This is a genomic window from Actinoalloteichus caeruleus DSM 43889, from assembly GCF_000429185.2.
GTDB lineage: Bacteria > Actinomycetota > Actinomycetes > Mycobacteriales > Pseudonocardiaceae > Actinoalloteichus_B > Actinoalloteichus_B caeruleus.
The window spans coordinates 4,563,589-4,582,087 of the sequence record NZ_AUBJ02000001.1 but is presented as its reverse complement, the minus strand read 5'-3'; the positions used below and the strand labels follow the sequence as shown (position 1 = coordinate 4,582,087).

19 protein-coding genes and 3 tRNA genes are annotated in these 18,499 nt (G+C 71.8%); 7 read left to right on the top strand and 15 right to left on the bottom strand.

All coding sequences use genetic code 11. From position 1 onward, the window contains the following. Positions 1 to 9: 9 nt before the first annotated feature. The 6 genes from G443_RS18390 to G443_RS18365 form a co-directional block, all read right to left on the bottom strand. On the bottom strand, positions 10 to 438 hold the full coding sequence (locus G443_RS18390) for a MaoC family dehydratase (protein ID WP_026419539.1): 429 nt from the start codon (positions 436 to 438) through the stop codon (positions 10 to 12). After that, positions 435 to 920, bottom strand: coding sequence for a MaoC family dehydratase N-terminal domain-containing protein (locus tag G443_RS18385; RefSeq protein ID WP_051314184.1), 486 nt, complete (start codon positions 918 to 920; stop codon positions 435 to 437). Before G443_RS18385 ends, G443_RS18390 begins: the two co-directional genes overlap by 4 nt. Positions 921 to 1,073: 153 nt before the next feature. Continuing rightward, positions 1,074 to 1,238, bottom strand: coding sequence for a 50S ribosomal protein L33 (gene rpmG / locus G443_RS18380; protein WP_016698064.1), 165 nt, complete (start codon positions 1,236 to 1,238; stop codon positions 1,074 to 1,076). 72 nt (positions 1,239 to 1,310) lie between these two features. Next, positions 1,311 to 1,386: transfer RNA gene (locus G443_RS18375), tRNA-Met, on the bottom strand. Between the two features lie 62 nt (positions 1,387 to 1,448). Continuing rightward, positions 1,449 to 1,524: transfer RNA gene (locus G443_RS18370), tRNA-Thr, on the bottom strand. An 80-nt stretch (positions 1,525 to 1,604) separates the two neighbouring features. Beyond that, positions 1,605 to 4,235: a putative bifunctional diguanylate cyclase/phosphodiesterase gene (locus G443_RS18365; protein WP_026419540.1), complete on the bottom strand. Its 2,631-nt coding sequence runs from the start codon at positions 4,233 to 4,235 to the stop codon at positions 1,605 to 1,607. Between the two features lie 641 nt (positions 4,236 to 4,876). Here G443_RS18365 and G443_RS18360 point away from each other — a divergent pair. Next, on the top strand, positions 4,877 to 5,833 hold the full coding sequence (locus G443_RS18360) for a quinone oxidoreductase family protein (protein WP_026419541.1): 957 nt from the start codon (positions 4,877 to 4,879) through the stop codon (positions 5,831 to 5,833). On the opposite strand, the gene G443_RS18355 is transcribed toward G443_RS18360, so the two are convergent. Next, a complete protein-coding gene (locus G443_RS18355; protein ID WP_026419542.1) occupies positions 5,820 to 6,008 on the bottom strand; it encodes a hypothetical protein in 189 nt (62 codons plus the stop codon). The genes G443_RS18360 and G443_RS18355 overlap by 14 nt on opposite strands. A 238-nt stretch (positions 6,009 to 6,246) precedes the next feature. Next, positions 6,247 to 6,327: transfer RNA gene (locus G443_RS18350), tRNA-Tyr, on the bottom strand. Positions 6,328 to 6,609: 282 nt separating this feature from the next. Between G443_RS18350 and G443_RS18345 the strand changes: the two genes are divergently transcribed. Together G443_RS18345 and rfbA are read left to right on the top strand one after the other, a co-directional pair. Further along, positions 6,610 to 7,101 (top strand): YajQ family cyclic di-GMP-binding protein, encoded by a 492-nt coding sequence (locus G443_RS18345; protein ID WP_026419543.1) that lies wholly within the window; start codon positions 6,610 to 6,612, stop codon positions 7,099 to 7,101. Positions 7,102 to 7,363: 262 nt separating this feature from the next. Beyond that, positions 7,364 to 8,242, top strand: coding sequence for a glucose-1-phosphate thymidylyltransferase RfbA (gene rfbA / locus G443_RS18340; RefSeq protein ID WP_026419544.1), 879 nt, complete (start codon positions 7,364 to 7,366; stop codon positions 8,240 to 8,242). Positions 8,243 to 8,300: 58 nt separating this feature from the next. On the opposite strand, the gene htpX is transcribed toward rfbA, so the two are convergent. The 5 genes from htpX to G443_RS18315 form a co-directional block, all read right to left on the bottom strand. Further along, on the bottom strand, positions 8,301 to 9,170 hold the full coding sequence (gene htpX, locus G443_RS18335) for a zinc metalloprotease HtpX (protein ID WP_026419545.1): 870 nt from the start codon (positions 9,168 to 9,170) through the stop codon (positions 8,301 to 8,303). A 40-nt stretch (positions 9,171 to 9,210) separates the two neighbouring features. Next, a complete protein-coding gene (locus G443_RS18330) occupies positions 9,211 to 9,756 on the bottom strand; it encodes a 4Fe-4S binding protein (RefSeq protein WP_245588861.1) in 546 nt (181 codons plus the stop codon). Next, the gene (locus G443_RS18325) at positions 9,753 to 10,340 is read right to left on the bottom strand and encodes an NADH-quinone oxidoreductase subunit C (RefSeq protein WP_026419547.1); all 588 of its coding nucleotides are present in this window, start codon (positions 10,338 to 10,340) and stop codon (positions 9,753 to 9,755) included. The genes G443_RS18330 and G443_RS18325 overlap by 4 nt, the downstream gene beginning before the upstream one ends. Then, on the bottom strand, positions 10,337 to 10,843 hold the full coding sequence (locus G443_RS18320; RefSeq protein WP_026419548.1) for an NADH-quinone oxidoreductase subunit B: 507 nt from the start codon (positions 10,841 to 10,843) through the stop codon (positions 10,337 to 10,339). The genes G443_RS18325 and G443_RS18320 overlap by 4 nt, the downstream gene beginning before the upstream one ends. Before the next feature lie 96 nt (positions 10,844 to 10,939). Next, a complete protein-coding gene (locus G443_RS18315; protein ID WP_030104489.1) occupies positions 10,940 to 11,305 on the bottom strand; it encodes a DUF8817 family protein in 366 nt (121 codons plus the stop codon). Between the two features lie 231 nt (positions 11,306 to 11,536). Here G443_RS18315 and G443_RS18310 point away from each other — a divergent pair, with 231 nt between their 5' ends. Further along, the gene (locus G443_RS18310; protein ID WP_026419550.1) at positions 11,537 to 11,782 is read left to right on the top strand and encodes a hypothetical protein; all 246 of its coding nucleotides are present in this window, start codon (positions 11,537 to 11,539) and stop codon (positions 11,780 to 11,782) included. A 96-nt stretch (positions 11,783 to 11,878) separates the two neighbouring features. Here G443_RS18310 and ddaH read toward each other — a convergent pair whose 3' ends face one another. Continuing rightward, complete coding sequence (ddaH, locus tag G443_RS18305) at positions 11,879 to 12,808, bottom strand: dimethylargininase (RefSeq protein ID WP_335334187.1); 930 nt, start codon at positions 12,806 to 12,808, stop codon at positions 11,879 to 11,881. A gap of 74 nt (positions 12,809 to 12,882) precedes the next feature. Between ddaH and G443_RS18300 the strand changes: the two genes are divergently transcribed. The 3 genes from G443_RS18300 to G443_RS18290 all read left to right on the top strand — a co-directional run bounded on the left by G443_RS18300 (position 12,883) and on the right by G443_RS18290 (position 16,790). Next, entirely contained in the window at positions 12,883 to 13,347 is a 465-nt protein-coding gene (locus G443_RS18300; protein ID WP_026419552.1) for an Lrp/AsnC family transcriptional regulator, read from the top strand. Between the two features lie 343 nt (positions 13,348 to 13,690). After that, positions 13,691 to 15,631: a 2-oxoacid:acceptor oxidoreductase subunit alpha gene (locus G443_RS18295; protein ID WP_026419553.1), complete on the top strand. Its 1,941-nt coding sequence runs from the start codon at positions 13,691 to 13,693 to the stop codon at positions 15,629 to 15,631. A gap of 94 nt (positions 15,632 to 15,725) precedes the next feature. Beyond that, positions 15,726 to 16,790 (top strand): 2-oxoacid:ferredoxin oxidoreductase subunit beta, encoded by a 1,065-nt coding sequence (locus tag G443_RS18290; RefSeq protein WP_026419554.1) that lies wholly within the window; start codon positions 15,726 to 15,728, stop codon positions 16,788 to 16,790. A 189-nt stretch (positions 16,791 to 16,979) separates the two neighbouring features. Here G443_RS18290 and G443_RS18285 read toward each other — a convergent pair whose 3' ends face one another. Further along, positions 16,980 to 18,428, bottom strand: coding sequence for a hypothetical protein (locus G443_RS18285; protein ID WP_026419555.1), 1,449 nt, complete (start codon positions 18,426 to 18,428; stop codon positions 16,980 to 16,982). Between the last annotated feature and the right edge of the window lie 71 nt (positions 18,429 to 18,499).

Genomic DNA, 18,499 nt, shown 5'->3' with positions numbered 1-18,499 from the left:
CGTTCCGCATCAGTCGGCCAGGCGAACCCGGGCGACCGCCTTGCCGAGGACGCTCTGACCCTCGCTGCGGGCCGTGATGGTGACCCTGGCCACGCCGGCCTCGTCGACGCCGGTCACCTTGCCCGTCAACTCCACGAGCGCGCCCTCCTCGGTGTCGGGCACCACCACCGGCCTGGTGAACCGGACGCCGTACTCGATCACGGCTCCGGGGTCGCCCGCCCACTCACCGACGAGTCGCGCGCCCTGCGCCATCGTGAACATGCCGTGGGCGATCACGTTCGGCAGCCCCACGTCGCGGGCGAACCGCTCGTTCCAGTGGATGGGGTTGAAGTCCCCGGAGGCGCCCGCGTAGCGGACCAGCCGCTCCCTCGTCACCCGCACCCGCAGTTCGGGGAGCACGGTCCCGCTGGAGACCTCCGACACACTCGGGCGGTTCACGCCGACACCCCTTCCGCCTCGGCCGCCGTCGCGCGGCCTGCCGTTCCCCGTGCGACGAGCATGGTGCGAGCCGTGACGACGGCCTCACCGCCCTCGGTGGTGACCTCCGACCTGAGGGTCAGGAACTCGTTGCCGGCCCGGCTGGACACGGCGTCGACGTGTGCCGTCACCACGAGCCTGTCCCCCGCCCTGATGGGGCGGTGGTGTTCGAAGCTCTGGTCGCCGTGGACCACGGTGCCGTAGTCCAGCCCCAGCTCCGGATCGGTCACGATGACCTCGTTCGCCCGGACCGAGAGCAGGAACGCGAACGTCGGCGGCGCGATCACGTCAGGGTGGCCGGCGGCCCTGGCCGCGGCCGGGTCCCGGTACACCGGGCTCGGATCCCCCACCGCGTCCGCGAACTCCCGGATCTTCTCCCTGCCGACCTCGTACGGATCGGTCGGCGGGTAAGCACGTCCAACAAACCTCTGGTCAAGCCCCACGGCGGCCACCGTAGCCGAGACCGCAGCACGGCCGGTCCGGCGGTCCTGGTCCTCGACGCCCACCGGGCCGTCCCTGGTACCGGAATGACGAAAGGACCCGACCCCGTGGGGTCAGGTCCTTCGTGAGCCGCGGCTCCTCGGCGAGGCCGAGGCTCAGCGGGTCTCCTTGTGCACGCGGTGCACGTTGCAGTTCCGGCAGTACTTCTTCACCGCGAGCCGGTCGGGATCGTTCCGACGGTTCTTCTTGGTGATGTAGTTGCGGTGCTTGCACTCCTCGCACGCCAACGTGATCTTGGGGCGAACGTCCGTGGCGGCCACGGTGCCTCCCTCTCAAGCTAGGGTCCTGAGTCGGTCTGTGATCCCGGTCGCGCCCGGGTCGACGGGACCGATTGGTAGCGGTGGCGGGACTCGAACCCGCGACGCAACGATTATGAGCCGTTTGCTCTACCAACTGAGCTACACCGCCACGCGGGCAAACCACACACACGATACAACCGCAGTGCCACTGTCGGGCACTGCGGCAGTTCGTGGAGCCCCAATACGGAATCGAACCGTAGACCTTCTCCTTACCATGGAGACGCTCTGCCGACTGAGCTATTGGGGCCTGCTCCGCCTTGAGCGATGATGACTCTACACAACCCCGTCCCGAAGGTGAAACCGGGGGGGTGCCGCCGGCGGATCGGGTCAGCTGAGCAGCGTCAACACCAGCCGGTCCCGGCTCCCCCTCGCCCGCACCGTCCGAGCCCGCAGCCACGCCTCGAAGCGGTCCGGCGGCAGCGGACGCGAGATGAGGTAGCCCTGCGCCGTGTCGCAGCCCATCCCCACCAGCTGGTCCCGCACGGCGTCCTCCTCGACGCCCTCGGCGACGACGGCCAGGCCGAGCGAGTGGCCGAGCTCGATGATCGACCGGACCACCGCCATGTCGCTGAGGTCGGATCCCATCCCGAAGACGAAGCTCTTGTCGATCTTGACCTCGTCCACCGGCAGCTGGCGCAGGTACGCCAGCGAGGAGTAGCCGGTCCCGAAATCGTCCACGGCGAGGACGACCCCCAGCGCGTGCAGCCGGCGCAGCACGGGAAGCGCCCGTTCCGGGTCGGCCATGACCCCCGACTCCGTCAGCTCGAAGGTCAGCAGCTCCGGTGGCACCCCGGTCCGCCCCAGTGCCTCGGCCACCACGTCCGGGAAGTCCTCGTCCGCGAGGTTGCGCACGGAGAGGTTCACCGCCGCGGACAGGCGCAGCCCCCGGTCCAACCACCCCCGGACCTGCTCGAGCGCCCGTTCCATCACGAAACACGTCAGCGCGTCGACCAGGCCGGTCGCCTCCACGGCCGGCACGAACTCGTCCGGGTCCAGCCGACCGAACTCGGGGTGGGACCAGCGCACGAGGGCCTCGACCCCGATGACTTCGCGATCGCGCAACGCGATCTTCGGCTGGAAGTGCACCTCGACCTGGCCGGTGTCCAGGGCCTGCCGGAAATGGGTCACGAGCTGGAACCGGCGGAGGAAGATCTGCCCCATGCTCGGGGCGTACCCGCGCACCGCCACGTCCCCGTTCCTCGCCGCGCGCAAGGCCACGTCGGCGTGCTGGAGCATGCTGTCGGCATCGTCCCGCACCTCGGGGTCCACCCCGGCGACCGCGTACCCGACGACGGCACCCGCCTCGACCGTCAACCGGTCGACGGGGTAGGGCGCCGCCACCTCGGCCCGCAGCCGTTCCGCGAGGCCGGCGACCTCCTCGTCGGTGTGACCGGCGAGGAGGACCGCGAAGGAGCCGCCCTCCAACCGGGCGAGCACCGCCACCGGCCCCAACACGTCCCGCATCCGACGTCCGGCCGCCACGACCATCCGGTCCCCCCAGGCGTGCCCGAGGGCCTCGCTCACCGTCGACAGCACCTCCAGGTCGAGTCGGAGCAGCACCAGCCGCCGCTCCGAGCGCAACCGGTCGGCGGTCAGCTCCCGGAAGCCCTGCCGGTTCAGCAACCCGGTGAGCGGATCGTGATAGGCGTCGTGGCGCAGCCTCCCGAGCAGTTGGCGGTTGTCCAGGGCGGTGGCGAGGTGGCTGGCGAGGGTCCGCAGCAACCGCACGTCGGCGAGGCCGAACCCCCGCCACCGGCTGATCCGGTCATGGGCCTCCACGGTTCCGAGGACCTGCTGGGCTCCGTGGAGCGGGACGACGAGCGCCTCCGTCGCGCCACGGGCCCGCAGGGCGTCGCGCACGTCCTCCGGCGCGTCCGCCGCCCTGAAGTACCGCACCTGGGAACCGGGCAACCGCAACAGCGGGTCGACCCTGGTCGCCCACGGCCGCTCCTGGGCCGACGCCTCGCCCTGGTCCTCCCCCGACACCGTGGTCACGACCTCGGACGGGCCGTCGCGGAACAGGTGGAGGACGACGCGGTTGGCGTTCAACTGGTCGCGGATCCGGTCGGTGACGCGCCGCCAGTCGACCGGGTCGGTCTGGGAGTGGGAGACCACGGAGGCCGGCCGGCTGATCGCGTCCTGCCCGGAACGGGCCACGGCCAGGCTGACCTCGCTGAGCGCCTCCAGGTCACGGCGCTCGCGCAGCAGGCCGGAATAGGCGTGGTAGAGCCCGACGACGGTGGCGCAGAGGAACACCACCAGCGCCCAACCCCAGGGCTGGGCGACGGCGACCTCGTAGCCGACCAGGGCGACCGAGGTGTTCAGCAGGCCGATCACCAGGATGTACAGCGCCATCCGCACCGCGCCGGACAGACGGATCTCACCGCCGAGGACACGCATCGCACCGAGCGCGAGCACCGCGCTGACCAGCGGGGAGGACAGCGCGCCCAGCAACACGGGCAGCCACGCCGGCCCCATGCCCTGGAGCGCGCCGCTCAGCAGCGCCACCATGCCGAAGGGGATGGCCACCTCGAGGCACATGACGCCGGCGTTGTAGACGCCGTGGCTGAGGGCCCGGCGGCTGAGCAGCGTGCCCATCAGCATGCCCATCCCCGCGAGGAGGTGGGCCAGGAGCACGACCTCGAAGGGCGCGACCAGCAGACCGACCACCAGGGGGATCTCGGTGAAGGAGACCGTCCAGCCCACCCGGTTCACGTCGACGTGGATGGTGAACCGTTCGGCGAGCAGGAAACCCGCGCCCAGGAGCGGTCCGATCCACCAGATCGACTCCCCGTAGGGGGCGAAGCCGGTCCCGGACAACCCGACCACCAGGGAGGCAAGCACGCCGGCGGCGAACACCAGGAACGCGAAGAACCGGAAGGCGCGCTGGTGCGCGCTCCTCGGGTCCGTCCTCGGGTCCGTGTCCTGACTCCGCGCGACACCCGTCTCGTCGGACATGCGACTTCCCCTTCCCTGCCCCCGCGGTGACACCTCGGGGCCGTGCACCTCGTGTCACCGTGGAGCACGCCGGCCGGCGGGAACCGTGGTCGCGATCGGCGTCCAGGAGGGGCGACCGACGGGCTGATCCAGTTCTACCACGCTCCTCGCCGATCTTTTCGCCATCGAGGCCGAAAAGTGAACAACCCTGCGACGAAGTCAACAGGAAAGCGATTGCCCCCAACTCCCCAAAATGGGCCGGAACCCATTTCCTCCAGCTATTCCTACGCTGGGTGAGACCGACGAAGCCATGCGTAACCACAGCTCAGCGCCCTGTCCGGGCGCAGGCCGTTGAAGCGGGTCCCCGCGAGGTCGACACCGGGTCACGATCATCGATACCCCAGCTCACAAGGGGTAATATCGGAGCCGTTAATCGCCGGCCACGCGCCCGGGTTCCACGCCGTTGCCGCCAGGACCCGCATCGATCGCCTCGTCGTCGAATTCCATTCGCGGATTCTCCTCGCGCGGGCGCCCGTTCCCACCTGGCACGCGACCCGGGCCGCCCGGTCGACCGGTCCACGTGGCCGGTGGTCGCCACCGCGTCCCCCGCCACGCCTAGGATGTGGCCGGTCGATCGACCGGACGGAGCGGGGGGCGGGACGATGAGGGCTGCGATCTACCGGGCTCCCGGCGGACCCGAGGTGCTGCGCGTCGAGACCGTCCCCGACCCCGAACCCGCAGAGGACGAGGTCCTCGTGCGCGTCGAGGCGATCAGCATCGAGGGCGGCGACCTCCAGGCACGGCGTGCCGTCGACCCGGGTTCTCCGCCGCGGGTCGTGGGGTACGCGGCCGCCGGCGAGATCGTGGCCCTGGGGACGGCGGTCACGAGCTTCTCGGTGGGCCAACGGGTCGTGACCTTCGGCTTCGAGGGCTCCCACGCGTCACTCCGCGCCGCGCCCGCCGCGACGACCTGGGCCGTGCCGGACGGAGTGTCGAGCACGACGGCCTCCGCCGCGTTCATCGGACTCGGCACCGCCGCGTTGGCCGTGTCCCAGGCCGCGATCCAGCCCGGCGAGGCCGTCCTGGTGCAGGGCGCCACGGGCGGCGTCGGCGTCGGCCTCGTCCAACTCGCCCACCGGGCCGGAGCCAGGGTGCTCGGCACGGGCAGCGACCCGGCCGCACTCGACGCGCTGCGCCCCCACGGCCTCACCGACGCGGTCGTCCCGCGTCCCCACGCCATCGCCGACCAGGTGAGGGCCGTGCTCGACCACGGCGCGCACGTCCTCATCGACACCGTCGGCGGCGACGCCCTGCTGGCCGGGCTCGGAGCCGTCGAGGACGGTGGTCGTGTCGTGCTCGTCGGCGGCAGGTCCGGCGGATCGGCGGCCATCGACACCCTCCAGATCCTCGCCAGGCGGCTGACGCTGATCGGCTGCTTCCTCGGGGGTGTCATGGCGGAACCGGCGACCCGCGCCCTGCTCGACACGATGCTCCGTGACGTCGCCACCGGTGCGCTGTCCGCTCCGGTGGACCGGGTCTACCCGCTCAGCGAGGCCGCCGCCGCCCACGCCCGCGCCGAGGAACGGGGGCGGCTCGGTCGCGTCATCATGGTCCCCTGAGGGCAGGTGCGAGCACGGGCACGCCCGGGAACACCCCGAGGGCACTGGTCTCGTCGCGGCGCGCCCCGCCACCGTCGACCAGGCCCGCGAGGCCCACGACCAGGCGCCGAGCTCCCCGCACGTCCCGCGAGTGCGCCGCGACCACCAGCAGCCGTTGCGGCGACCGCCCGGACATGGTGACCCCCAGGGAGCCAGGTCGCGCCCTGCCGACCCAGCACGGCGGCGTGGAGCCCGCCTGGATCGCGGCGGCCCGGGGCGCCCAGCGGCCGAGGACTTCGGCACGTATTCGGCACAGCCGCCCTGATTTGGGCACGCATTGGGCACAAGCGGCCGCTGCGAGCCGGACACGGCGGACGACGCACGAACGCCCCGGTCAGCTGTTCTCGCAGCTCACCGGGGCGTTCTGGCTGGTGTGGCGGGTGAAGGATTCGAACCTTCGTAGCTTGCGCGACGGATTTACAGTCCGCTCCCTTTGGCCGCTCGGGCAACCCGCCTTGCCGAACCGTCACCCGATCCGACGCCACAGAGCATACACACACCACCGGTGGTACCCGCACGGGGGTTGTGGTCGGCGTGTCGCCCGCTCGGCCACGGCTCGCGGAAGCCCGCCGCGCACCATTCCTCCCGCGCGGGGAGGAGGCGTCGCGCGGGTGGTATCGGCCCTGGCGGGAGGGGCGGGTGCGACACGGTGGAGCGACCGCGCCTAGTAGGTTTGCGCCACCACAGGCGATGCGGCGCCCTGCCGTGTCGGCACACGACCGCGGAGGTGGGGCCAGGTGGCGGACGCGTCATTCGACGTCGTGAGCAAGGTCGACCGCCAGGAGGTGGACAACGCGCTCAACCAGGCGGCCAAGGAGCTGTCGAGCCGTTTCGACTTCCGGGGGACCGGGACCAGGATCTCCTGGGCCGGCGAGGAGGCGGTGACGATCGAGTCCGAGACCGAGGAGCGCTGCCGGGCCGCGATCGAGGTCTTCAAGGAGAAGCTCATCAAACGGGGCATCTCGATGAAGGCGTTCGAGGTGGGTGACCCCGCCCTGTCCGGGCAGGTCCACAAGGTCACTGGCAAGATCATCCAGGGCATCGCCAGCGACAAGGCCAAGCAGATCGCCAAGAAGATCCGGGACGAGGGCCCGAAGGGCGTGCAGGCGCAGATCCAGGGTGAGCAGCTCCGGGTGTCGGCCAAGAAGAAGGACGACCTCCAGAAGACCATCACCCTGCTCAAGGAAGCCGACTTCGACATCGCGCTCCAGTTCACCAACTACCGGTAGGCCAGCGCCGCCCCCGGTCGTCCTGGTCAGGCGGTCCAGGCGACCAGGGTGCGGTGGCGGTGCTCGTCGCCCGCCCTCGTCGGGTGCGCGCCTGGTCTCCTGCCGCCGATGAGCGTCCGAGGCGGCCCGGGCAGGCGCCACGCGCCGCTCGTCCTCCGGTGGGTGGCGCGGGGAACCCGGTCTCGCCGGAGGACGGCTGTGCGGTGACTTCGGCAATCGGGCGGTGCCGCGACGCGGCGCGAGCGGGTAACGTCCTGGCACCGTGAAGGGGATTGTGCTTGCCGGCGGCAGCGGTACCCGACTGCACCCGATCACCCAGGCGGTGTCCAAGCAGTTGTTGCCGGTCTACGACAAGCCGATGATCTACTACCCGATCTCGGTGTTGATGCTCGCCGGAGTCAGGGAGATCCTGATCATCTCGACTCCCCAGGACCTCCCGCTGTTCCGCCGGCTGCTGGGCGACGGCCAGCAGCTGGGCCTGCGCTTCGAGTACGCGGTGCAGCCGGAGCCCAACGGGCTCGCCGAGGCGTTCCTGATCGGGGCCGACTTCATCGGTGAGGACGACGTCGCCCTGGTGCTGGGCGACAACATCTTCTACGGGCACGGGCTGCCCCGACTGCTGAGCAGGCACTCCGCCTCGGTGGACGGGTGCGTGTTGTTCGGTTACCCGGTGCAGGACCCGGAACGGTACGGCGTCGGCGAGGTCGACGCGCACGGCCGGTTGCTCTCGATCGAGGAGAAACCGCTCACGCCGAAGTCGAACAAGGCGATCACCGGGTTGTACTTCTACGACAACGACGTGATCGAGATCGCCAAGCAGCTCACGCCGTCACCGAGGGGCGAGCTGGAGATCACCGACGTGAACCTCGCCTACCTGCGGGAGGGCCGCGCCCAGCTGGTGGACCTGGGGCGCGGCTTCGCCTGGCTGGACACCGGGACGCACGACGCGATGTTGGCGGCGGGGCAGTTCGTCCAGGTGCTGGAGGCCCGACAGGGCGTCCGGATCGCCTGCCTCGAGGAGATCGCGCTGCGCATGGGGTACATCGACGCCGAGGCGTGCCACGCGCTGGGGGTCACGCTCGCCAAGTCCGGGTACGGCCGCTACGTGATGGACGTCGCGCGGGGCATCCTCGACGGCTGAGGGCTCCCCTCCCCCGAGCTGGCGGCCCGAGGCGCGCCGGCCTCGGAGCCAGCCCGCCTCACCAGGGCAGTTGCCGGCCGGCGAGTTGCTCGAGTCGGCGAACCCGGTCGTCGATGGGGGGGTGGGTGGAGAACATCCTGGCCATCCCCTCCCCCGGGCGGAACGGGTTGGCGATCATCAGGTGCGACTCGGACACGAGCCGGGGTTCCGGAGCGAGTGGCGCCTCCCGGGTACCCCGTTCCAGCTTCCGCAGCGCGGAGGCGAGGGCGAGCGGGTCACCGGTCAGCTCCGCGCCGGAGGCGTCCGCCTGGTACTCGCGCGACCGGCTCACCGCCATCTGGACGACGGCGGCGGCGATCGGGCCGAGCAGCGCGATGAGCAGCAACGCGAAGGGGTTCGAGCGGTTGCCGTTGCCGCCGAAGGCGCCGAAGAACATGGCGAAGTTCGCCAGGAAGGTCACCACGCTGGCGAGCGCGCCGGCGACCGAGGAGATGAGGATGTCCCGGTTGTAGACGTGGGAGAGCTCGTGGCCCAGCACGCCGCGCAGTTCCCGTTCGTCCAGCAGGCGCAGGATGCCGGTGGTGCAGCAGACCGCGGCGTTGCGCGGGTTGCGGCCGGTGGCGAAGGCGTTGGGTGCCTCGGTGGGGCTCACGTAGAGCCGCGGCATCGGCTGCCGGGCGCTGGTGGCCAGCTCCCGGACGATCCGGTACATCGCCGGTTGTTCCGCCTCGGAGACGGGCCTGGCGCGCATGGCGCGCAGGGCGAGCTTGTCGGAGTTGAAGTAGGCGTAGCCGTTCACGGCCAGCGCCAACACCAGACCGATCAGCAGGCCGGTCCGCGCTCCGATCACACCCGCGACGACGATGATGAGCGCGCTGAGGCCGCCGAGGAGCAGCGCGGTCTTCAGCCCGTTCCAATGCTTGTGCACGTCGTATCGCCTCCGCCGGATCACTCGACTGCCGGTGCGGTTACGTCCGTCCGAACAACGTGCTGGGCCGACCGGACGTTCCCCCACTCACTTTCTGTGACCGAGGTCCCGTTCGCTCGGGAGGTGGTTCCGCTCCGTCGTCCAGCGGCGGGGGAGGAGGGACGGCGGCGACCGAGGCCGTCAGGTCGTCCCGCTCCGCCACCAGCTCCGACGTCGCTCCCAGTCCGCCAGCGCCCCCGGTCCCCGGGTAGTCGTGGGTCTCGGCCCAGTGGAGGGCGTCGAAGGGGCAGACCTCGACGCAGATCCCGCAGTACAGGCACTGTCCGTAGTCGATGGCGAACCGGTCGAGCACCGGTTGCCTGCGGTCCCGCGCCCGTCCCGGCTGCGGGAGCGTCTCCGTGTGGGACTCGATGTGGATGCACCAGTCCGGGCACTCGCGGGCGCACAGCATGCAGACGGTGCAGTTCGCCTCCACGAGGGCGATGGCGCCCCGGGATCGCGCCGGGACCCCCGAGCGCCCGCCGTGGGTGCCGGTGGTGTCCCCCGGACCGGTTCCGCTGTCGGTCGTCGGCCGCACGCCGCTCACGGTCCTTCCCTCCTGGGTCCCCACGACGGGTCCGGCACGCCCGGCGGCGTGCCGCGCCGCCGGCCGCCCGTCGCGGCGTCGGCGGTGGACTCCCCCGGCTCCGGAGCTCCGGGCCAGGGGCGGGTGGCCCGGGAGGCCAGCACGAAGTCCTTCCGCAGGGGGTGGCCGACGAAGGAGGGGGCCAGCAACAGCGGTGGTGTCGCCAGCCCGGTCACGTCGAGCCCGAACATCTCCGCGAGCTCCCGTTCGTGCCAGGCGGCGCCGTCCCACACCTGGTGCAGGCTGGGCAGGGTTCCGCCGGACACCACCTGGGTGCGGAGCAGCAGCCCGAGGCGGCGCGCGGGGTCCACGACGTGCAGGGTGACGCGGTGTGCCCGCCCTGGTTCCTCGGTGGGGGCACCGTCGTCCTCCGCGCCGAGCCAGTCGAAGAGGGCGCATCCGAGGAGGTCGCGGGCGGCGAGGGCCGCGCCGGGCCAGCTGGTGAGCGGCACGGACACCGCGTGCTGGCCGAACTCCGAGGAGATCTCGGCGTCCGTCAGGTGTCTCGACAGCTCCTCGGCGAGTTCCGCGGATCCGGCCCTCATGCGGTGTCCCCCTCGGATGTGCCCGGTGCGCTGGCCGTGCCGGGTGTCGCGCCCTCGGTGAGCATCCGGTGGAGGGCGCGCAGTCCGCCCAGCACGGCGTCGGGGCGGGGCGGGCAGCCGGGGACCGCGACGTGGACCGGGAGCAACTGGTCGATGCCCTTGGTGACGCTGTAGGAGTCCCAGTAGGGGCCGCCGGTGTTGCTGCAGGCTCCGACCGAGAGGACGTAGCGGGGCTCCGGTAGTTCGGCGTAGGTGGCCAGCACGGCGGGGAGCATCACGTCGGTGACCGTCCCGGACACCACCAGCACCCACCCGATGGGGAGGTCCGGGGGTTCGGTGGCGTCTGGTTCGGTGGGGGCGCCCTCCTCGTGGAGTGCCGCCATCACCTCGACACCGCAGCAGGCGAGCCCCAGGTCGAGCACGGTGACCCGGAACCGCCCCTCCCACGACAGCGATGTCCGCCGAGGTGCGGGTGGGCCGAGTCGGAGTGGGGTGGTGGTCACGAGGCGACAGCGTAGGCGGGGTGGGCGGCCGGGGACCCGGCGGTGAGCCGTCGGACTCGCTCGGCGGAGGTGACCGGCCGGAGGGGTGGGGGGTGGTCAGCCCGGTGGGGGCAGCGGGGAGCCGAACCGGATCAGGTTGCCGTCGGGGTCGACGTGCGCGCCCTCCAGGAGCCCGTGGTCGGTGGCGACCGGCGGCCGGGTGGTGCCGAGGGAGGAGCTCGCCTCCCAGGCGGCGGCGAGCGCGGCGGCGTCGTCGACGTAGAGGTAGGCGGCGCCGGCGCTGGTCGCCGGGTCGTGCCCCACCACGGGGGTGAGGTGGATCTCGACCTCGTCCCGCTGGGCGAAGGCGTAGCTGGCGTCGTCGTGGGCCGCCACCTCGAAGCCGAGCGTCCGGTAGTGCTCCATCGCGGCGAGCAGGTCGCGGACGGGGAGGATCGGGGCGATGCGGCGGGCGGTGACCATGACGGTCAGCCTCTCACGGCCGGCCGCCGGGGAGCGGAGCACGAAGTCCGGGGTTCGGCGAGCCGAGGGAACTCGCTGCCCGCCCCTCACCTGGACGGGCGAAGAGATCCACTCGATGCGGTCAGGACAGGCCGAGGGGCGAGCGGCCGCCACTACGTTTGACCTCTTGATCATCCAGGGCTTCCCGCCGGATGGCGGCGTGGCCATGTCCCGGACGAAGAGGTCATCACAGTGTTGAAGCAGTTTGGAACGGTCTCCGCCGCAGTTGCCGGTCTGCTCGCCGCCGGCGCCCCGGCCGCCTTCGCCGCCGAGGCGGGGAACCGGCTGGACCCGGCGCTCGACCGGCTGGGGACCGAGGTGGAGAACCACGTCTGCGCGACCACCGTCGTGGTCGGCGCGGTCACCGGCGGCAAGCTGTACGACCCCGTGTACGACACCTGCCTGGCCGACAAGCTGGCCGAGGCGGGCATGCTCTGACGGGTGGGGCCGGCCGGCGCGCGGGCCGGCCGGCCCGTGTCGGCCAGGCGCGCCTCCCGGGGCGCGACGTCGACTCCGGTCCGACGCCGGTCCGCCTCAGTCCCGCAGCTCCATCGTGCAGCACTTGGGCCCCCCGCCAGCCTTGCGGAGTTCGCTGACGTCGACGAGGACGGGGTCGAACCCGCGCAGCGCGACCCGTGCGGCCAGGTTGGTGGCCTCGAGGGGCAGCACGACGTGGCGGCCGTCGGACACCCCGTTGAGCCCGAGGCACCGGGCGTCGGTGTCGTCCGCGATCACCGCGTCCGGGAAGAGGCGTTCGAGGACCTGGCGTGATCCGGGGGAGAAGGCCGGCGGGTAGTAGGCGATCAGGGGGTCGGGCCCCTGGTCGTCGAGCACGAAGAGCGCGGTGTCCAGGTGGTACAGCCGGGGGTCGACCAGGCGCAGGGACACCACCGGGACGCCCAGGGCCTCCTGTGCCTCCGCGTGCGCGGCGAGTTCGGTGCGGAATCCCGTTCCGGCCAGCAGCAGGCGTCCGGTCCAGGTGAGGTCCCCTTCCGCCTCGTTGACGTGCACCGGCATCGTCACGTCGGCGTAGCCGTTGGCCTCGAACCAGCGCCGGTAGTGCGCCGCCTCGTCGGCCCGCTCGGCCGACCGGAACCGCGCGCCCAGCACCCGGCCGCCGACCACCGTCCCGGAGTTCGCGGCGAACACCATGTCCGGCAGCCCCTCGACGGGGTCGATCACCTCGACCCGGTGCCCGAGTCCCTCGTAGACGCGGCGCAGCGCGTGCCACTGGTCGAGGGCCCGCTCCCGGCTGACCGGGGCGGCGGGGTCCATCCACGGGTTGATGGCGTAGCTCACCTCGAAATGCGCGGGAGGGCACATCAGGTACCGGCGGGGGGTCTCCTGGCGATCGGTCGTCGTGCTCCGCCGTTCGGCCGGTTGGGGCAGCACCTGGCTGGGCGTGGCGCCACTGGCGACCGGAGCGGCGGCGGAAACGGGAGCACCCGAGGTGATGGACGACATGAACGAAATGTAAATCCCGCCAGATACTACGAACAACGCCGCTGCGTTGCGTTTTTACCGGCAGAATGTTTCGCATGGATGAGATTGACCAACGAATCGTTTCACGCATGGTCGCCGATGCCCGATCGAGTTACGCGGACATCGGCGCGGTGGTGGGGCTCTCGGCGCCCGCGGTGAAGCGGCGGGTGGACAAACTGCTCGACCTGGGCATCCTGCGGGGCTTCACCGCCGTGGTCGACCCGGAGGCCCTCGGCTGGGGCACGGAGGCCTTCGTCGAGGTGCACTGCAACGGCAACGTGACGCCGGGACGGATCAGGAGCAGCCTCGAACCGCTCCCGGAGATCGTGGCCGCCTACACCGTGTCGGGAGCGGCCGACGCCATCGTGCACCTGCGGGCCGCGAGCATCCACCACCTCGAGACGGCACTGGAACGCCTGCGGGCGGTGGACATCGTCGACCGCACCGTCTCGACCGTGGTGCTGTCGACCCTCCTGGAGCGCCCCCCGCAACCAGACGGGCGAACCGCACCGTCCTCCTGAGGGGGCGCCGGCGTGCCCGCCGGCCCCCTCCACGACGCGACGACCGCACGACCACTCCCCGGGGTCCGGTGAACGCCGAGGGTCACGACGTCAGTCGAGCAAGTGACCGGATTCACTAACCCGGCTGGCTAGTAAGGTTGTCCTTATCGTGCCAATGGACGAAGCCGGGGGTCCGGCTGGCCACGGCGGCGGGCCGTGGCGTTCCGGACACCGGTGTCCGGATGGTGAACGAACCGTTGCTCGGCCTCCGGTGGCCAACCGATCAGCGGCTACTCTCGACTGGAGGAAACGCGTCGAGAGCGGCGACGGCCGCCACCCCAACAACGCTAAGGACTGCGAAGACATGACCGTGACCGGCCACGGCGGCGACGGTCCCGCCGGGAACGGCGCAGCCGCGCTCCCGGACGGCGTCCAGGGCCTACCGGCCCGCTCGAAAGAGGCTCACAAACTCGACCGGGTGGTGATCCGGTTCGCTGGTGACTCCGGCGACGGGATGCAGCTCACCGGCGACCGTTTCACCTCCGAGGCCGCCGCCTTCGGCAACGACCTCGCCACCCTGCCCAACTTCCCCGCCGAGATCCGCGCCCCCGCCGGCACGCTCCCGGGGGTGTCCAGCTTCCAGCTGCACTTCGCGGACTACGACATCCTCACCCCGGGAGACCGCCCCGACGTCCTGGTCGCGATGAACCCGGCCGCGTTGAAGGCCAACATCCGGGACCTGCCGCAGGGCGGCATCCTGATCCTCAACACCGACGAGTTCACCAAGCGGAACCTGACCAAGGTCGGTTACTCGTCGAACCCGTTGGAGGACGGCTCGCTCGGCGGGTTCCAGGTGCACGAGGTCGCCATGGCGTCCCTGACCAGGGGCGCCCTGGAGGAGACTGGGCTGTCGAAGAAGGATGCCGAGCGGGCGAAGAACATGTTCGCGCTCGGCCTGTTGTCCTGGATGTACAACCGCCCCACGGAGGGCACCGAACGGTTCCTCCGGGAGAAGTTCCGGCGGCGCCCCGAGATCGCCGAAGCCAACATCCTCGCGTTCCGCACCGGCTGGAACTACGGCGAGACCACCGAGGCCTTCGGGGTGACCTACGAGGTCGCGCCGGCGAAGCTACCGCCCGGCACCTACCGCCAGATCACGGGGAACCTGGCGTTGGCCTACGGGATCGTGGCCGCCGGCCAACGGTCCGGGCTGGACGTCTTCCTCGGCACCTACCCGATCACCCCCGCCTCCGACGTGCTGCACGAGCTGAGCAAGCACAAGAACTTCGGGGTGACGACGTTCCAGGCCGAGGACGAGATCGCCGGGATCGGGGCGGCGTTGGGGGCCTCCTACGGGGGTGCCCTCGGTGTGACCACGACCTCCGGGCCCGGCATCGCCCTCAAGTCCGAGACGATCGGGCTGGCCGTGATGACGGAGCTCCCGCTGCTGATCTGCGACATCCAGCGTGGCGGCCCGTCCACGGGACTGCCGACCAAGACCGAGCAGGCCGACCTGCTCCAGGCGATGTACGGGCGCAACGGCGAGGCTCCCGTGCCGGTGCTGGCCCCGTCCTCGCCCGCCGACTGCTTCGACGTCGCGCTGGAGGCCACCCGGATCGCGCTCACCTACCGCACGCCGGTGCTGCTGCTCTCCGACGGGTACATCGCCAACGGCTCCGAGCCGTGGTTGCTGCCGGACCTCACGGCGCTCCCCGACCTCCGCGTGCCGTTCGCGAGCGAACCCAACGCCCCGGACGGGTCCGGCGAGTTCTGGCCCTACCTGCGGGACCCGGAGACGCTGGCGCGACCGTGGGCCGTTCCGGGGACGCCGGGCCTCGAACACCGCATCGGCGGTCTGGAGAAGTCCGACGGGCGCGGGGACATCTCCTACGACCCCGACAACCACGACCGGATGGTGCGCCTCCGCCAGGCCAAGATCGACGGCATCACCGTGCCGGACATCGAGGTCGACGACCCCTCCGGGGTGGCTGACGTGCTGGTCCTGGGCTGGGGCTCCACCTACGGGCCCATCGGAGCGGCCTGTCGGCGGGTCCGGGCGACGGGGACCCCGATCGCGCAGGCGCACCTGCGCCACCTCAACCCGATGCCATCCAACCTCGGTGACGTGCTGGGGCGCTACCGGCGGGTGATCGTGCCGGAGATGAACCTCGGGCAGCTGGCGACGTTGCTGCGCGCCAGGTACCTCGTCGACGTGGTCAGCCACACCAAGGTGGCGGGTCTCCCGTTCAAGGCCGAGGAGCTCCAGTTGGTCTTCGACCAGGTGCTCCAGGGGGCCCACGCGTGAACGGGTCCCGCGCACCGCACCACACACCGGACCAGCCCGCCTCGGGCCGCCCGGTCCACCGGACCGGGCGCGCAGGATCACGTCAGGAGGACGCGTGACCACGGTTGATCTCGGCCTGCCCTCGATCGGTGGCACCGCCGGAGTCCCCACCACGGACGAGAAGCAGACCGCGAAGAGCTACACCTCGGACCAGGAGGTCCGCTGGTGCCCGGGTTGCGGGGACTACGCCGTGCTCGCCGCGGTGCGGTCCTTCCTGCCCGAGCTGCGGCTGAAGCGGGAGAACACCGTCTTCGTCTCCGGCATCGGCTGCTCCTCCCGCTTCCCGTACTACCTGAACACCTACGGGGTGCACTCGATCCACGGCCGCGCCCCCGCGATCGCCACCGGGTTGGCCACCTCGCGTCCCGACCTGTCGGTGTGGGTGGTCACCGGTGACGGTGACGCGCTGTCGATCGGCGGGAACCACCTGATCCACACGCTCCGCCGGAACGTCAACCTGAAGATCCTGTTGTTCAACAACAGGATCTACGGGCTCACCAAGGGCCAGTACTCGCCGACCTCGGAGCAGGGGAAGGTCACCAAGTCCACCCCGGCCGGCTCGCTGGACCACCCGTTCAACCCGGTCTCGTTGGCGTTGGGCGCGGAGGCGACCTTCGTCGCCCGGGCGATGGACTCCGACCGCAAGCAACTGACCGAGGTCCTGCGGGCGGCGGCGGAGCACCGGGGCAGCGCCCTCGTCGAGATCTACCAGAACTGCCCGATCTTCAACGATGGCGCGTTCGACGTGCTCAAGGATCCGGGTGAGCGGGAGCGGCGCATCGTCCCGCTGCGGGACGGCGAGCCGATCCGGTTCGGGCCGGATGGCGAGTTCGGTGTCGTCCAGGACGGCTTCGAACTGCGCGTCCGCAAGGTCTCCGAGGTGGGTGAGGACGCCGTGGTCGTGCACGACGCCAGCCGCACCGACCCGGGTTACGCGTTCGCGTTGTCCCGGCTCGGCGGGCAGGACCTGGAGCACACCCCGACCGGGATCTTCCGGTCCGTGAGCCGTCCGACCTACGACGACCTGGCCAGGGAGCAGGTGCGGCTGGCCCAGGAGTCGAAGCCGGGCGACCTGGCCGCGCTGCTGCGTGGGAACGACACCTGGCAGGTGCTCGGCTGAACCACCCGGCCGGGTGCCGGAGAGACCGCGGCCCGGGGACGTCGGGTGCCGGCGCGCCCGTTCCTCCCGGTGCGGGGTCGGCCGCCCGGGGGCAGGTCGAGCCGCCTCCCGTTGGGCGTCGCGGGCGGCGGGGAGCCCGGCTCGGTGGTCGGTACCCGGCCCCGCCGAGCCGCTGGCTCCCACCAGGCCTCAGGCCTGGTTCTTCTCGTCGAACCAGATGAAGTCGCCACCGGCCGAGGGGTTGGGGTTGCCGTCGCCGGCGCGGCGGGGCAGCCCCGAGTCGGCGAACTCCTCAGGGTCGAGCACCGGCTCGAAGAGACTGCGCGCCCGTTCCCCGTCGCGCGTCGCCTCCCTCGGGGCCGGGTCGGCTGCGGGCGCGGTGCTGTGCTGGGTTTCCACGTCGTCCGTTCGGTTCGGCCCGGTGGTCGCCGGGCGGGGTGGCTTGGGCGTGCTCCCGCCGCGCTCCTCGCGCGACGTCGGGTTCCGTCGTGGTGTGTCGGGTGCGACGTCCTGCCGGATCGCCGGGATGACGCTGGTCTCGCCCTGGTCGCCGTCGGTGGGCTGGCTCGGCGCGGGGGCCGGCGGCACCGCCCCGGCTGCCGGCTCCGGCGTCTCCTCCTCCGGGAAGGCGGGCGCGTCGTCGTCCTCGGCCGGCCAGGCCATCTCCTCGACCTCGTCGTTCTGGCTGACCGCCGCCGCCGGCTTCCGACCCCCCGTGCCGTCCTCGGAGAAGTCAGGTCGGCGGAAGAAGTCGGTGCGCCCCTCGGCGGGGTCGACCGCCGGTCGGTCCGGAGTACCGGTCGGCTCGTAGTCGTGCGCGGGCCAGGCGGCGTCCAGGTCATCCCCGTCGGCCGGAGCCGTGGCGGCCGAACCGCCTCCCGGAGCCGGGGCCGGCTCCGTCGTCGGGAACCCCGGTTCCGCCGCGCCCCCGGGGGTCGGGTCCGACAGTTCGATGTCCGCGGGATCGTCCACCGGGCCCCTGCGGGTCGGGCGGGGTCGAGCGTCCAGCCGACCGGTGCGCCCGCTCGCCTCGACCGGTCGGTCCCCTCCTCCGGTGACGGGGAGGAACTTGCCGGTCCGCTCGGCGTCGTCCTGGGCGGCACGACCGGTCCGCTCCGGAGCGCCCACGGGGCGGTCGTCGGCGGGAACGGGCGGGATGACGGCGGTCTGCTCGGCGGCGGCGGCGGGCGGGGACCCACCTCGCGCCGAGGCGGGGGACCACGCCGACGCTCCCTCGTCCGCCCCGCGCTCGGTGGGACCCGCACCGGAGGCCGGGGGCTCCGGCTCGGTCGACACGGGTGGGGACACCAGGGTCCCCGAACCCGGGGACCGCTGGTCCGCCGCGTCACCGGCGGGTGCGGGCTGACGTTCGTTCTCCCAGGGGTCCTCGAACGGTTCGTCCGGCGACGCCGCCTGGGACGGACCCTCCCGCAGTCCCGCGAAGACGTCGTCCGAGCTGATCTCCACCTCCGACGGTGGGTCGGCCGAGGACTGCCCGTCCTCGGTGGCGCCCCCGCCGCTCGTGATCCGGTTGAGCCTCCGCTGCACGGGACGCACGAGCAACAGCCAGGTGGCCAGTGCTCCCAGCAGGAAGGCGAGCAGGCTCCACAGCCAGACCTGCCCGAAAATCGACGTCACAGGAAGTTCCTCCTAGCGCACGGCAACGCTGGCGCCCCCAACCGCGCCGGCACCGCACCGCGCCAACACGG